The 13313-nt window shown below is 64.5% G+C and carries 14 protein-coding genes and 1 pseudogene; 6 read left to right on the top strand and 9 right to left on the bottom strand.

Going from position 1 to position 13313, the window contains the following annotated elements:
* Positions 1-144: 144 nt before the first annotated feature.
* Positions 145-312 (bottom strand): DUF2897 family protein, encoded by a 168-nt coding sequence (locus CAF92_RS25020; protein ID WP_010952850.1) that lies wholly within the window; start codon positions 310-312, stop codon positions 145-147.
* A 181-nt stretch (positions 313-493) separates the two neighbouring features.
* Here CAF92_RS25020 and pyrF point away from each other — a divergent pair, with 181 nt between their 5' ends.
* Positions 494-1195, top strand: a complete 702-nt coding sequence (gene pyrF, locus CAF92_RS25015) for an orotidine-5'-phosphate decarboxylase (protein WP_010952851.1) — start codon at positions 494-496, stop codon at positions 1193-1195.
* 184 nt (positions 1196-1379) lie between these two features.
* On the opposite strand, the gene CAF92_RS25010 is transcribed toward pyrF, so the two are convergent.
* On the bottom strand, positions 1380-2381 hold the full coding sequence (locus tag CAF92_RS25010) for an NADP-dependent oxidoreductase (RefSeq protein WP_046615513.1): 1002 nt from the start codon (positions 2379-2381) through the stop codon (positions 1380-1382).
* A gap of 174 nt (positions 2382-2555) precedes the next feature.
* On the opposite strand from CAF92_RS25010, the gene CAF92_RS25005 reads away from it, so the two are divergent.
* Positions 2556-3317 (top strand): SDR family oxidoreductase, encoded by a 762-nt coding sequence (locus CAF92_RS25005; protein ID WP_085602234.1) that lies wholly within the window; start codon positions 2556-2558, stop codon positions 3315-3317.
* Positions 3318-3376: 59 nt separating this feature from the next.
* On the opposite strand, the gene CAF92_RS25000 is transcribed toward CAF92_RS25005, so the two are convergent.
* The gene (locus CAF92_RS25000; protein WP_085602232.1) at positions 3377-4552 is read right to left on the bottom strand and encodes an MFS transporter; all 1176 of its coding nucleotides are present in this window, start codon (positions 4550-4552) and stop codon (positions 3377-3379) included.
* 225 nt (positions 4553-4777) lie between these two features.
* Here CAF92_RS25000 and CAF92_RS24995 point away from each other — a divergent pair, with 225 nt between their 5' ends.
* The 3 genes and pseudogenes from CAF92_RS24995 (at position 4778) to CAF92_RS27920 (ending at position 8232) form a co-directional block, all read left to right on the top strand.
* The gene (locus tag CAF92_RS24995) at positions 4778-6175 is read left to right on the top strand and encodes a PLP-dependent aminotransferase family protein (RefSeq protein WP_085602231.1); all 1398 of its coding nucleotides are present in this window, start codon (positions 4778-4780) and stop codon (positions 6173-6175) included.
* A gap of 116 nt (positions 6176-6291) precedes the next feature.
* Positions 6292-7371: pseudogene (locus CAF92_RS27925) on the top strand (HAMP domain-containing protein); the annotation flags it as partial.
* Positions 7351-8232 carry a methyl-accepting chemotaxis protein gene (locus tag CAF92_RS27920; protein ID WP_371034086.1) on the top strand — a complete coding sequence of 294 codons (882 nt, stop codon included), beginning with the start codon at positions 7351-7353 and terminating at the stop codon, positions 8230-8232. The pseudogene CAF92_RS27925 and the gene CAF92_RS27920, both read left to right, overlap by 21 nt.
* Positions 8233-8375: 143 nt before the next feature.
* On the opposite strand, the gene CAF92_RS24985 is transcribed toward CAF92_RS27920, so the two are convergent.
* Positions 8376-9566 carry a benzoate/H(+) symporter BenE family transporter gene (locus CAF92_RS24985; RefSeq protein WP_085602229.1) on the bottom strand — a complete coding sequence of 397 codons (1191 nt, stop codon included), beginning with the start codon at positions 9564-9566 and terminating at the stop codon, positions 8376-8378.
* 145 nt (positions 9567-9711) lie between these two features.
* Between CAF92_RS24985 and CAF92_RS24980 the strand changes: the two genes are divergently transcribed.
* Positions 9712-10314, top strand: a complete 603-nt coding sequence (locus CAF92_RS24980; RefSeq protein WP_046615509.1) for a glutathione S-transferase family protein — start codon at positions 9712-9714, stop codon at positions 10312-10314.
* Positions 10315-10444: 130 nt separating this feature from the next.
* Here CAF92_RS24980 and CAF92_RS24975 read toward each other — a convergent pair whose 3' ends face one another.
* The 5 genes from CAF92_RS24975 to CAF92_RS24955 all read right to left on the bottom strand — a co-directional run bounded on the left by CAF92_RS24975 (position 10445) and on the right by CAF92_RS24955 (position 13224).
* Complete coding sequence (locus CAF92_RS24975) at positions 10445-10816, bottom strand: glutaredoxin (protein WP_003260822.1); 372 nt, start codon at positions 10814-10816, stop codon at positions 10445-10447.
* Positions 10817-10875: 59 nt separating this feature from the next.
* Positions 10876-11421 (bottom strand): GTP cyclohydrolase I FolE, encoded by a 546-nt coding sequence (gene folE / locus CAF92_RS24970; protein ID WP_024086498.1) that lies wholly within the window; start codon positions 11419-11421, stop codon positions 10876-10878.
* A gap of 70 nt (positions 11422-11491) precedes the next feature.
* Positions 11492-12052 (bottom strand): Smr/MutS family protein, encoded by a 561-nt coding sequence (locus tag CAF92_RS24965; RefSeq protein WP_024086499.1) that lies wholly within the window; start codon positions 12050-12052, stop codon positions 11492-11494.
* A gap of 174 nt (positions 12053-12226) precedes the next feature.
* Positions 12227-12547, bottom strand: coding sequence for a hypothetical protein (locus tag CAF92_RS24960; protein WP_013971504.1), 321 nt, complete (start codon positions 12545-12547; stop codon positions 12227-12229).
* A gap of 86 nt (positions 12548-12633) precedes the next feature.
* Positions 12634-13224, bottom strand: coding sequence for a cysteine hydrolase family protein (locus tag CAF92_RS24955; RefSeq protein WP_025338152.1), 591 nt, complete (start codon positions 13222-13224; stop codon positions 12634-12636).
* Positions 13225-13313 lie beyond the last annotated feature (89 nt).

The following is a 13313-nucleotide window of genomic DNA, read 5'->3' as shown; positions in this document are numbered from 1 at the left end:
AAAGCTGGCCAGAATTGCATTCGCCTTGATGAAGACTCAAGGCGAATACATGAGCAAAGGGGGCAAAAAGCATTGCCCACAACCATAGAATCTCCCACATGGACCGTATCAGCCGGTCAGACCGTGCCAGCGCCGACAGGCAGGCTAGCGGTCCTGCGCATCCTTGGCATCCGCTTCGGCATTGCGCTCATGCACCTTGCGCAGCTGTTCTTCGGTCAGTGGCAGTTTTTTTGCGGTGTCGCGCAGCAGCATCAGCCCGCCGACGATCGAGCCGAGGGCTATGATGAGTATCAGCCAGGCATACCAGGGCATTGTCGTTCTCCTTTGCTGGTGATGGGCAGCGCTTGTACAAATGTTGAGCAATTGCCCGTTCCGTTGGTTCAATTATAGGAGCCAGCCATTGTCGGGCCAATTCCGTGACCCGCGGGCCCCAAAGCCTGCGCCACTTCGTTTACAATGCGCGCCGTTTTCGACTTGCCAAGAGACCCTGCCCATGTCCGCCTGCCAGACGCCCCTGATCGTCGCCCTGGATTTCCCTACCCGTGAGGCCGCCCTGAAGCTGGCTGACCAGCTTGACCCTGCGCTGTGCCGGGTGAAGGTTGGCAAGGAGCTGTTCACCAGCAGCGCTTCGGGCATTGTCGAAACCCTGTGCGACAAGGGCTTCGAAGTGTTCCTGGACCTCAAGTTCCACGACATCCCCAACACCACCGCCATGGCGGTGAAGGCTGCGGCCGAGATGGGCGTATGGATGGTGAACGTGCATTGCTCCGGTGGCCTGCGCATGATGGCGGCCTGCCGTGAAGAGCTGGCCAAGCGCAGCGGCCCGCAACCGTTGCTGATTGGTGTGACCGTGCTGACCAGCATGGAGCGTGAAGACCTGGCTGGTATCGGCCTGGATGTCGACCCGCAAGAGCAGGTGCTGCGCCTGGCGGCGCTGGCCGAGAAGGCTGGCATGGACGGTTTGGTGTGCTCGGCGCTGGAGGCCCCGGCGCTGAAGGCGGCGCACCCGTCGCTGCAGCTGGTGACTCCGGGCATTCGCCCGGCAGGCAGTGCGCAGGATGACCAGCGCCGTATCCTCACCCCGCGCCAGGCACTGGATGCAGGTTCGGACTACCTGGTGATCGGCCGCCCGATCAGCCAGGCTGCCGACCCGGCGCAGGCGTTGGCTGCGGTTGTGGCGGAGATTCGTGGGTAGGTAGCCAGCGTTGTGAAAAAAGGCCGGCACGAGAGTGCTGGCCTTTTTTATCTGGCTGTTACATGGCACCGCCTTTGACGGTGATCGTCGGCAAGCCGGCTCCCAAGGTACAGCGTCGGGCTCAAGGGGGGCGCTGTACCTGTGGGAGCTTTCGGCGATGACGCCAGTGTTGGCTACCTCAATCTCAAACCTTGAGCACCAACTTGCCAAAGTTCTCCCCACTGAACAGCTTCAGCAAGGTCTCGGGGAAGGTCTCCAGCCCTTCGACCACATCCTCCTTGCTCTTCACCTGCCCACTGGCCAGCCACCCGGCAATCTCCAGCGCGGCCTTGCCGTAGTCCTTGGTGTAATCCATCACCACAAAGCCTTCCATGCGCGCGCGGTTTACCAGCAGCGACAGGTAGTTGGCCGGGCCTTTCACCGCTTCCTTGTTGTTGTACTGGCTGATGGCGCCGCAAATCACGATGCGTGCCTTGAAGTTGATGCGGGTCAGCACGGCGTCGAGGATGTCGCCGCCGACGTTGTCGAAGTACACATCCACGCCTTTGGGGCATTCGCGCTTCAGGCCGGCCAGCACGTCTTCGGCCTTGTAGTCGATCACCCCGTCAAAGCCCAGTTCGTCCTTCAGGTACTGGCACTTCTCGGCACCACCTGCAATGCCGACCACTCGGCAGCCTTTGATCTTGGCAATTTGCCCGACAATGCTGCCCACCGCGCCGGCCGCGCCGGAAATGACCACGGTGTCACCGGCCTTGGGCTGGCCGACGTCCAGCAGCGCGAAGTAGGCGGTCATGCCGGTCATGCCCAGTGCCGACAGATAGCGGGGCAGGGGCGCCAGGCTGGGGTCGATCTTGTGAAGGCCCTGGGGTTCGCCAGTGAAATAGTCCTGCACGCCAAGGGCGCCGCTTACATGGTCGCCCGGCTTGTAATTGGGGTGGTTTGAGGCAACCACTTCGCCAACGCCCAGCGCGCGCATCACCTGGCCCAGGGCCACGGGCGGGATGTAGGACTTGCCTTCGTTCATCCAGCCGCGCATGGCCGGGTCCAGCGACAGGTACAGGTTGCGCACCAGCACCTGACCTTCGCCGGGTTGTTCGGCGGGCACGGTCTCGAAGCTGAAGTCGTCACGGCGCACGGCGCCGACCGGGCGTTTGGCGAGCAGGAAGCGGCGGTTGGTGTTGGTCATGGCGGGTCCTCGTAGGCATTGAAGGGGGAGGCGTCAAATCTACCCTGTTGATGTAGGCAGGTCCGTAACATCACTGACAAGCATGGTAGCCCAACCGGTGGGGTGATGATGCTGCCCGTGCGGGTGGTGGCTGACTATGCTCTGAACCCCACCAAGCACGCTTTGGAGCACGCGATGAGCATGACCTTTTCCGGCCAGGTAGCCCTGGTCACCGGCGGCGCCGCCGGCATCGGCCGGGCAACTGCCCTGGCTTTCGCCCGGGAGGGCCTGAAAGTGGTGGTGGCCGACCTTGACCCTGTCGGTGGCGAGGCCACTGTGGCCCTGATCCACGCGTCGGGCGGGGAGGCGCTGTTCATTGCCTGCGACGTTACCCGTGAAGCCGAGGTGCGCCAACTGCACGAGCGCCTGATCGCTGCCTATGGGCGGCTGGACTATGCCTACAACAACGCAGGTATCGAGATAGAGCAGGGCCGCCTGGCCGAGGGCAGCGAGGCGGAGTTCGATGCCATCATGGGCGTCAACGTGAAGGGTGTGTGGCTGTGCATGAAGTACCAGCTGCCGTTGCTGATGGCCCAGGGCGGTGGGGCCATCGTCAATACCGCTTCGGTGGCCGGTTTGGGCGCGGCGCCGAAGATGAGCATCTACAGCGCCTCCAAGCACGCGGTGATCGGCCTGACCAAGTCGGCGGCCATCGAGTACGCCAAGAAGGGTATCCGGGTGAATGCGGTGTGCCCGGCGGTGATTGACACCGACATGTTCCGCCGCGTCTATGAGGCCGACCCACGCAAGGCCGAGTTTGCCGCTGCCATGCATCCGGTGGGGCGCATTGGCAAGGTCGAGGAAATTGCCAGTGCCGTGCTGTACCTGTGCAGTGATGGCGCGGCGTTTACCACAGGGCATTGCCTGACGGTGGATGGTGGGGCTACGGCGATCTGAGCCGAAACCGCGTGGCCTTCTTCGCGGGCTTGCCCGCTCCCACAGGTACCCCGCTGCCCTCAGGTCCTGTGATGTCTCTGTGGGAGCGGGCAAGCCCGCGAAGAGGCCCTGGCAGACCACCACAATGCCAGCCCAACAACAACACATCCCACCACCAACACTTCACCAAATACCAGTAAGGCCAGCTGTGACCCTAACCGGTCACTCAGCAGCCCGGTAAAGATCACCGGCAGGCTGAACCCCAGGTACGCCAGCAGGAAGAACCCGGCGCTGGCCCGTGTCTGCTCGCTGCCGGCCAACTGGTTCACGGCTGCCAGCCCACCCAGGTAGATAAACCCGTAGCACGCACTGCTGGCCGCCACCGCACCCAGCAATACCGCGCCTAGCTGGCCGCTGTCCGCACCCCAGGCCAGCACGGCATAGCTGCACGGCAATATCACCAGCCCCAGCAATGTGGCTGTACGGCTGCTGAGGCGCCGTGCCATGGGCTGGAACAACAACCCGCAGCTGATCACGCAAAAGGTCGAGAACCCCGACCAGGCGCTAAGCCCGTGCTGGCGCAGGATGCCCGGCAGCAGGGCGATCACCAGCCCCACGCAGGCCCACGCCAGCAGAATGGCCAGGCCATAGGCCACGCTGCCACGTGGGTAGCAGGGCAGGCGCAGCATGGGGTTGCGTTGTGCCGGGCGTGGGTCCGGCAGGCGCCAAACCAGCAGCATGGCCAGCGCCGCCAGCAGCAGTTGCAGGTGGAAGCTGCCTGGGGTCAGGCTGGGGCCGCGCAGCAGGAACAGGCTGGTCAGCGCCGCGCCCAGGCCAAAGCCCAGCGAGGTGCTGGCGGTAACCCAATTGGCGGCGCGAGTGTTGTCCGCGCCGCCCATCAACTCACCCATGTAGGCGGTGGCCGTTGCCGACGCCAGGCCAGTGCCCAGGCCGAGGAACAGCCGCGCCAGCCCCAGAGTGTGCAGTTTGGGGGCCGCCAGCATCAGCACGGTGGCGACCATCGACAGGGCCAGTGCGGCAAGCACCAATGGCCGTCGCCCGACCCGGTCGGCCAGCCCGCCCAGGGCCAGCAGCACGGGTAGCACGCCGAGCACATAGCCGGAGAAGGCTACTGCGGTGGCGGCGGCGCCTTGGCCGGAAAGGTCGGCGTAGGTGATGTACAGCGGGGCCTGCAGATTGACGGCCAGGGTGATCAGGCAGAGGGCGAAGGCCAGGCGGGCCGGGGCGGAGGGCATGGGTAGGATCCTGGTTCTGTAGTGGCTGTACCGGCCCTTTCGCGGGTGAACCCGCTCCCACAGGTACTGCACCGCTCTCGGGTTGGGTGCGATCGCTGTTGGAGCGGGTTCACCCGCGAAAGGGCCGGGCCTGTTCACTCTGATGCCAGCCCATTCCCATCACCAGACACACCGGCAACCCTTTTATGCTTAACTGTTCGCTCAAAACCAGCGAACACTTGCCCCATGCACTTGCCCCTCGACCGCACCAGCCCCACCCCGCTGGTGCAGCAACTCACCGACCACCTGCAAACCTGGATCGACCAGCAGCGCCTGCGCCCCGGCGCGCGTCTGCCATCGATCCGGGCTTTGGCCCGCAGCCAGGCGGTCAGTGCGTCGTGTGTGATCGAAGCCTACGACCGCCTGGTCGCCAGCGGCTGGCTGGAGGCCCGCCACGGTACCGGCTTTTTCGTCGCCGAACGCAAAGCCGGCCTGGCCGTGGAAGACGCCCAACCCTGGGGCGAGGCCGGCGATGGCAGTTGGCGGCAGTTTCGCGAGGGCCATGACGAGTTGCTCAAGTTGGGCTGCGGCTGGCTACCCAGCAGCTGGCGCGCCGCCACCGAACTGGCCCAGGCAGTGCGCCAGGTCAGCCGCGGCAACCCACAGGACCTGTTCGACTACTGCCCGCCCCTGGGCCTGGCCAGCCTTCGCCAGCAGTTGCACAAGCGCCTGGCGCAGCTGGGCATCGCCGCCGGGCCCGAACGTATCCTCACTACCCACGGCGCCAGCCACGGCCTCGACCTGCTGGTGCGCACCCTGCTGCGCCCGGGTGACACGGTACTGGTGGAAAACCCCGGCTACTACAACTTGTACAACCTGCTGCGCCAGCACCAGGTACACATGCTGCCGGTGCCACGCACCGCCGAAGGCCCGGACCTGGCCACCCTCGAAGCCCTGCTGATGGCGCACAAGCCGCGCTGCCTTTTCACCAACAGCCTGTACCAGAACCCCACCGGCACCAGTCTGACGCCCAAGGTGGCCTACCGCCTGCTGGAGTTGGCCCGCGAGCACGACCTGCGCATCATCGAGGACGATATCTACGCAGACTTCCAGGAAGGCCCGGCAACCCGCCTGGCCACCCTCGACAGCGAGCAGCGGGTAATCTACATGGCCAGCTTCTCGAAAACCCTCAGCAGCTCGCTGCGGGTCGGCTACCTGGTAGCCGACCCGGCATTGCTGGCGCGTCTGGCTGAGTTGAAGATGGTCAGCGGCATCGGCACCTCGCGCTTTGCCGAGCAGGTGGTGGGGCAGATGCTGGCCAACGGCAGCTACCGCAAGAGCGTGCAACGCCTGCGTGTGCGCCTTGGGCAACACATGGCCAGGCTGCTCGGCCAGCTGGAGCAGGCGGGCTGGCAGGTGTTCTGCGAGCCCTACGGCGGCATGTTCGTCTGGGCCTGCGTGCCGGGCCGGGATTTCGCCAGCCTGGAACGCCTGGCGCTGGAACACGATGTGCTGCTCACCCCCGGCAGCGCCTTCGATTACCAGGGCGCGGCCAGCGCCTGGCTGCGCATCAATGTCGCCTACGGGCAGGACTCCCGCGCCCAGGCCTTCCTTCAGCACGCAGGGCGACCTCTGGCAAGCTGATAGCGACATGCTCATAGCTATTTGACACTATTCTGACGTCAGGCCCTTGTTCATCGGCTGGCAACGTTGCCACCCTTGGCCTTCGGGATAACCTCGCACACAGAAGGGGAATCGGCATGGGCGCGAGCAAGCACGGTGTGCTGGCCAACCTGGGCATGGCCCGCAAACTCGGCCTGGGCTTTGCCTTGGTGCTGGTGCTGACCCTGGCGGTGGCGGCCATTGGCATTGCCGCGCTGCACAGTGTTGGCCAGCGCTTCGACAGCTTGCGCCAACTGGCCCAGTTCAATACCGACCTGCTGCGCTTGCGCCAGCACGAGCAGGCCTTTGCCCTGCGCTCCGACCTCAAGCAGGCCGAGGCCTTGCGCAGCGGCCTGCAGGGCCTGGCCGAACGCGCCCGTGGCCTGCCGGCGCTGGCGGCGGCGGAAACTGACCTGACGGCCTATGGCCAGGCATTCGAGGCCTTTGTCGAAGCGGTGCAGGCCAAGGAGCTGGCGCTGGACATGGCCAGTTGGTCGGTATCCAGCGTGGCCAACAATCTCGATGTGTTGCAGGCCGGCCTGGCTGATGACGGCGTGTACACCCTCAAGCAGTCCCAGGGCCAGGAGGGCGGCGCGTTCCTCGAGCAGGCCGGGCAGGTGGCGCAGGTGTCGCGGCTGATGCTGCAGGCCATGGACGAAGCGCGGGTACGCCTGGAAAAAAGCCGCAAGGGCGAAGAGGGCGTCAGCCAGGACCGCATCGCCCAGACTGTCGAGGCCGCCAGCCTGGTCAGCCAGTTGCAGGGCGCCGTCAGCGATGCCGGCTACCAGAGTGTGCTGGGCGAAGTGGCGGGGCACATCGGCAGCTTCTCGGAAAAACTCAACGAATACACTGACCAGTTGGCCCGCGAGCAGGGCTTGAAGGCGCAATTGCAAGCCAGTGCCGAGCAAGTCACCAGTCGGGTCGACCAGGCCTATGTGGGGCAGGAGCAGGCCCTGCAGGGCGAACTGCAACGCAATGCCGTGGCCATCGGCCTGGCCACGGCATTGGCGCTAGTGGTGGGTGTGCTGGCCGCTTGGCTGATCACCCGCGCCGTGGTTGGCCCGCTCAAGCATGTGATTGCACGCGCCCAGCGCATCGCTGCCGGTGAACTGAGCTTTGACGCCCTGGAGCCGCGCCGTGACGAAGTAGGGCAGCTGATGCAGGCCATGCAGCAGATGGCGGCGGGCCTGTCTGGGATTGTCAGCGGTTTGCAGCAGGGCATCGAGCAACTGGCTGGCAATGCGCAGGCGCTGTCGGCGGTGACCGAGCAGACCAACCGCGAGGTGGGCAGCCAGAAGGAAGAGACCGAGCAGGTGGCCACCGCCATGCAACAGATGACCGCTACCGTGCACGATGTGGCGCGTAATGCCGAAGAAGCGGCGCAGGCGGCCCAGGCTGCGGATGAGAAGGTGGATTCCGGGCAACAGGTGGTGCGCCAGAGCATGCAGCGCATCGAGCAACTGGCGGCGGCGGCGGAGACGGCCAGCGCTGGTATCGACAGCCTCAGTGCCGAGATCCACACCATTGGCGACGTGCTGGAAGTGATCAAGAGCGTGGCTGAGCAGACCAACCTGCTGGCGTTGAATGCTGCTATCGAAGCCGCCCGCGCGGGCGAGCAGGGGCGTGGTTTTGCCGTGGTCGCTGATGAGGTGCGTGCGCTGGCGCGGCGTACCCGGCAGTCTACCGAGCAGATCGAGACCTTGGTCGCCAGCCTGCGCGGCAATGCCCAGCAGTCGGTGGCGCAGATTCGCGGCAGTACCGAGCTGGTACGTTTGGCGGTGGCCGATGCGCTGCAGACCGAAAGCGCACTGGGCAGCATTGCGGCGGCGGTTTCATTGATCCAGCAGATGAACCAGCAGATTGCCGCGGCGGCCGAGCAGCAGAGCTCTGTGGCGGAAGAGATCAGCCGCAGCGTCACACAGATCCGCGGCAGTGCCGATCAGGCGGCGTTGGCGATGCAGGACAATGCCCGGTCGAGTATCGAGCTGGCGCAGTTGGGTACCGACCTGAAGGGGATGGTGGGGCATTTCAGGTTGTGATCTGGGCCTGGGCTTTGTGTTGCCTGTACCGGCCTCTTCGCGGGTAAACCCGCTCCCACAGGGATCACACAATATTCAGCCTTGTGGTATTCCTGTGGGAGCGGGTTTACCCGCGAAGAGGCCGGCGCAGGCAACAAAAACCTTCAGCCCCTGCGCGGGTTGAGGATCATCAAGGCCAGCACCCCCGCCACAATCCCCCAGAACGCCGACCCAATCGAGAACAAGGTCAGCCCCGAAGCGGTCACCATGAAGGTAATCACCGCCGCCTCCCGCTCCCGTGCTTCGCTCATGGCCACGGTCAGCCCGTTCATGATCGAGCCGAACAGTGCCAGTGCTGCAATCGATAGCACCAGCTCTTTCGGCAGCGCCGCAAACAGCGCCGCCAAGGTCGCGCCGAACACCCCGGCAATGCCATAGAAAATCCCGCACCACACCGCCGCGGTATAGCGCTTGGCCGGGTCTTCATGGGCATGCGGCCCGGTGCAGATCGCCGCGCTGATCGCCGCCAGGTTGACCCCGTGCGAGCCAAACGGTGCCAGCAGCAGCGAGGCAAAGCCGGTGGCCGAGATCAGCGGCGAGGCCGGCACCTGGTAGCCGTCCGCGCGCAGCACGGCCACACCCGGCATGTTCTGCGAAGTCATCGCCACCACGAACAGCGGGATGCCGATGCTGATGGTCGCCGCCAGCGAGAAGCTTGGCGTGGTCCACACCGGCGTGGCTGCTTCCAGGCGGAAGCCGCTGAAGTCCAGCAGGCCCAGGGCGCTGGACAGCGCGGTGCCCACCAGCAATGCGGCCAGAACGCAGTAGCGCGGCGACAGGCGCTTGACCAGCAGGTAGCTGAAGAACATGCCAAGTACCAGCAAGGTTCGGTGCTGGGCGGCAACGAAGATTTCGCTGCCGATCTTGAACAGAATGCCCGCCAGCAGCGCCGAGGCCAGTGAGGCCGGGATGCGCTTGACCAGGCGCTCGAAGCTGCCGGTCAGGCCACAGATCAGCACCAGCACCGCACAGGTGATGTAGGCGCCGATCGCCTCGCCATAGCTGACCCCGCCCAGGCTGGTGATCAGCAAGGCGGCGCCGGGGGTGGACCAGGCCACGGTGATCGGTGTGCGGTAACGCAGCGACAGGCCGATGCTGCACACCGCCATGCCGATCGACAACGCCCAGATCCATGACGAAATCTGCGCGCTGGTCAGCCCGGCAGCCTGGCCGGCCTGGAACATCAGCACCAGCGAGCTGGTGTAGCCGGTGAGCATGGCGATGAAGCCGGCGACCACCGCCGACGGGGAGCTGTCTGCCAAGGGCCGCAGGCGTGCGGAAGTGGCATCGTTCATGAACAAAATCCTTGTAAAGGTGTAAGCAGTTTTTTCAGACTACAGCGAGCAAGGTTGATTCTTGCCATACAGCGGCCATTGCTTTTAGCCGTACAGTCGCCAACTATTGGGCGCAAATGCAGAACTGCTTGGGAGTGAAGGGGCGATGTACAAGGTCTATGGCGACTACCAGTCGGGCAACTGTTACAAGATCAAGCTGATGTTGAGCCTGCTCGGCCGGCCATACGAATGGCACCCTGTGGACATCCTAAAGGGCGAGACCGAAACACCGGAGTTTCTGGCCATGAACCCCAACGGCAAGGTGCCGGTGCTGGAGCTTGAGGACGGCAGCTACCTGTGGGAATCCAATGCCATTCTCAACTACCTGGCCGATGGCAGCGAGTTCCTGCCCACCGAGCCACGCCTGCGCACCCAGGTGTTGCAGTGGCAGTTCTTCGAGCAGTACAGCCATGAGCCGTATATTGCCGTGGCGCGTTTCATCCAGTTCTACCTGGGGTTGCCGGACGAGCGCCTGGAGGAGTACCGCAAGCTTCACAAGGGCGGTTACAAGGCACTGAGGGTGATGGAGCGGCAGCTGCAGATGACGCCGTACCTGGTCGGCGAGCAGTATTCGATTGCCGATGTGGCGTTGTATGCATACACCCATGTGGCGCATCAGGGCGGGTTCGACCTGGCCGATTACCCGGCAGTGAGGGCCTGGCTGGAGCGGGTCAGCAGCCACCCGCGGCATGTGCCGATGGTGGGCTGACCTTTAGCCTGTACTGGCGCTATCGCCGGCAAGCCAGCTCCCACAGGTTCACCACAGGGCTGAATATTGTGGGATCCCTGTGGGAGCTGGCTTGCCGGCGATAGGGCCGGTACAGGAAACCTGCAAACCGTCAGGCCGAAGCGAACCGCTCATCCAGGTAGGCAATGATCGCCTTGGACTCATACATCCAGGTCACCTTGCCCGCTTCTTCAATGCGCAGGCACGGCACTTTCACCCGGCCGCCACCTTCCTGCAGGGCCTGGCGGTGCACCGGGTCGTTCTTGGCATCGCGCAGCGCCACCGGCACGTTCAAACGGTGCAGGGTGCGGCGTGTCTTGACGCAGAACGGGCAGGCGTGGAACTGGTACAGCGCCAGGCCCTGGGCCGCTTGCTCGACGCGGGCCTGGGCGGCGGCGTCGCGCTTGCGCTTGGCCGGGCGGCTGATCCAGTCGCCGAACACGATGAGCTGGCCGAGGCCAACCCGCAGGGCTTTGACGATCATGGGCAACTCCTGAAATGAAAAAGCCGACCCGGCAGGGTCGGCTCGGGGTCCGCAGCCAATCACTTGATCAGGCTGAGGAACTCGCTGCGGGTAGCGGCGTTTTCGCGGAACTCACCCAGCATCACCGAGGTGATCATGGTCGAGTTCTGCTTCTCGACACCGCGCATCATCATGCACATGTGCTTGGCTTCGATGACCACGGCAACGCCGGCGGCACCGGTTACCTTCTGCACGGCCTCGGCAACCTGGCGGCTGAGGTTTTCCTGGATCTGCAGGCGGCGAGCGTACATGTCGACGATGCGCGCCACCTTCGACAGGCCAAGTACCTTGCCCTTGGGCAGGTAGGCCACGTGCGCCTTGCCGATGAACGGCAGCATGTGGTGTTCGCACATCGAATACAGCTCGATGTCCCGGACCAGCACCATTTCGCTGTTGTCAGAGCTGAACAGCGCGTTGTTGGTGACTTCTTCCAGTGTTTGCTCATAACCGCGGCAAAGGTACTTCATCGCCTTTGCAGCCCGCTTGGGCGTGTCGAGCAGGCCCTCACGGGAGACGTCCTCGCCAATCTGGCTGAGGATCTCGGTGTAGTTCTGTTCCAGGGACATGGATCTACCTGTGGGAAAAAATCGCAAAAACGAAGGGTACGGCGGCGAGGGCGGCGCTGCAAGCGCGGCGTTACTCGTCGCGGCCTTCGAGCATGGTTCGCTTGAGCATCACATACACTGCGCCGGTGCCGCCGTGGCGGGCGTTGCACGAGGCAAAACCGAGCACCTGCGGGTGCTGGCGCAGCCAGGTGTTGACGTGGCTCTTGATCATCGGGCGCTTGCCGTCCAGGCGCGCGGCCTTGCCGTGGGTAACCCGCACGCAGCGCACTTCCAGCTTGGTGGCTTCGGCGATGAAGTCCCACAGGGTTTCGCGGGCCTTTTCCACGGTCATGCCATGCAGGTCGAGGCTGCCCTCGAACGGAATCTGCCCCAGCTTCAGCTTGCGCAGCTGGCCTTCCTGCACGCCATCGCGGCGCCACAGCAGCTCGTCTTCGGCACCAACGTCGATGACGAACTGGTCGGACATGCCGTCGATCACCAATGCCTTGTCACTGCGCACGGTCGCCGCCTGGCGCAGGCCGGCCAGCTTCTGGCGGTCGGCCTTTGGCTTGCCGACTTCGGCGCGGTCGTGCGTGATCGGTTTGACACCGCGCACTTCGGCCTTGAACAGGGAAAAATCGTCGTCTTGCATGATGCCTCCACGTGGGCGGCGTAGTTTACGCGACTGTGGGGCCTTGTGCAGCCTGTGCGGGCCCTATCGCCGGCAAGCCGGCTCCCACAGGGATATCACAGCGGCTAAAGGGAGCGGGGTACCTGTGGGAGCGGGCGTGCCCGCGAAGAGGCCGATACAGGTAATACAACCCCATCAGTCATGCTTCTTCATCAGGTGCGGCGACAGGTTCAGCTCGCGCCCGCGACGCAGGCGAATGCGGCTGCGCCGCCAGAAGCGCACGCCCAGCCACAGCAGCAGCAAACCGGCCACGGTGAGGATGCCGGCCAGCGGTTTGTTGGCGTTGAGCTCCGCCAGCGCAGGGTAGTTGCCCAGCAGGCCGGCGACACCGGCCATCGCCAGCAGCACGCCAAGGGTCGCCAGCATGGCCGCCAGGCCGGCCGCCAGGCGGGCGCCCCAGTTACGCGGTTCGCGCGGGCGCAGGCGCTTGGCGTCGAAACTGCCTTTGAGCTTCATTCCGCTCTCCTCTGTGGATATCCGGAATTCGACCTGGAGCCGCCCATCGGGTTCCGCCCGGCTGCCGGGCGGTTGTACCCAGCCGATCAGATCAGGCTGGCGGTAGGGGCCACGCAAGCGAAGTTGTCGGCCATCACGGCCATTTCGCACTGGTGGATCTGCGCGGCCGGGATCACCCCATCCTTGAATGCCAGGTCGCGTGTCGCCGAAGCGTCTTCCACCAGGGTGCAGCGGTAACCATAGTCCTTGGCGCGGCGTACCGTGGTGCTGACGCTGGAGTGGCTCATGAAGCCGCAGACGATCAGGTCCAGGTGGCCCAGCGCCTGCAGGGTCTCATGCAGCTGAGTGTTCTTGAAGGCATTGGGCATGCGTTTTTCGATGACGATTTCGCCTTCCAGCGGCTCCAGCCCCGGAATGAACTGGCCGGCCGGCCCTTGTGGGTCGAAGCGGCCACCGACAGTGCCCAGGTGGCGAACGTGGATGATCGGACGGCCGCTCTTGCGCGCGGCGTCGAGCAACCTGGCGATGTTGGCCACGGCCTCGTCCATGCCCGACAGCGCCAGGGGCCCGCTGAGGTACTCCTTTTGCGCATCGATGATGATCAGGCTGGCGTGGCTCAGCTTGGCCGGCGGATAGTCGCGGCCAGTGAGGCGAAACATCGTGGTTGGAACGGACATCAAGGGCTCCTTGGATAGGGCTTTTGTATACCTATTGTCCCCTGCCTTGGCGCCAATGGGAATGGTTGACAACGCAAGCGGCATGGTTA

The organism is Pseudomonas sp. B10(2017) (assembly GCF_002113295.1).
In the GTDB taxonomy this organism is placed as follows: Bacteria; Pseudomonadota; Gammaproteobacteria; order Pseudomonadales; family Pseudomonadaceae; genus Aquipseudomonas; species Aquipseudomonas pudica.
This window is presented reverse-complemented; position numbering and strand designations above follow the sequence as displayed.

Coding starts and splice junctions, on each gene's coding strand:
- CAF92_RS25020 (WP_010952850.1), bottom strand. CDS start 312: ATGCCCTGGTATGCCTGGCTGATACTCATCATAGCCCTCGGCTCGATC.
- pyrF (WP_010952851.1), top strand. CDS start 494: ATGTCCGCCTGCCAGACGCCCCTGATCGTCGCCCTGGATTTCCCTACC.
- CAF92_RS25010 (WP_046615513.1), bottom strand. CDS start 2,381: ATGACCAACACCAACCGCCGCTTCCTGCTCGCCAAACGCCCGGTCGGC.
- CAF92_RS25005 (WP_085602234.1), top strand. CDS start 2,556: ATGAGCATGACCTTTTCCGGCCAGGTAGCCCTGGTCACCGGCGGCGCC.
- CAF92_RS25000 (WP_085602232.1), bottom strand. CDS start 4,552: ATGCCCTCCGCCCCGGCCCGCCTGGCCTTCGCCCTCTGCCTGATCACC.
- CAF92_RS24995 (WP_085602231.1), top strand. CDS start 4,778: ATGCACTTGCCCCTCGACCGCACCAGCCCCACCCCGCTGGTGCAGCAA.
- CAF92_RS27920 (WP_371034086.1), top strand. CDS start 7,351: ATGCAGGCCATGCAGCAGATGGCGGCGGGCCTGTCTGGGATTGTCAGC.
- CAF92_RS24985 (WP_085602229.1), bottom strand. CDS start 9,566: ATGAACGATGCCACTTCCGCACGCCTGCGGCCCTTGGCAGACAGCTCC.
- CAF92_RS24980 (WP_046615509.1), top strand. CDS start 9,712: ATGTACAAGGTCTATGGCGACTACCAGTCGGGCAACTGTTACAAGATC.
- CAF92_RS24975 (WP_003260822.1), bottom strand. CDS start 10,816: ATGATCGTCAAAGCCCTGCGGGTTGGCCTCGGCCAGCTCATCGTGTTC.
- folE (WP_024086498.1), bottom strand. CDS start 11,421: ATGTCCCTGGAACAGAACTACACCGAGATCCTCAGCCAGATTGGCGAG.
- CAF92_RS24965 (WP_024086499.1), bottom strand. CDS start 12,052: ATGCAAGACGACGATTTTTCCCTGTTCAAGGCCGAAGTGCGCGGTGTC.
- CAF92_RS24960 (WP_013971504.1), bottom strand. CDS start 12,547: ATGAAGCTCAAAGGCAGTTTCGACGCCAAGCGCCTGCGCCCGCGCGAA.
- CAF92_RS24955 (WP_025338152.1), bottom strand. CDS start 13,224: ATGTCCGTTCCAACCACGATGTTTCGCCTCACTGGCCGCGACTATCCG.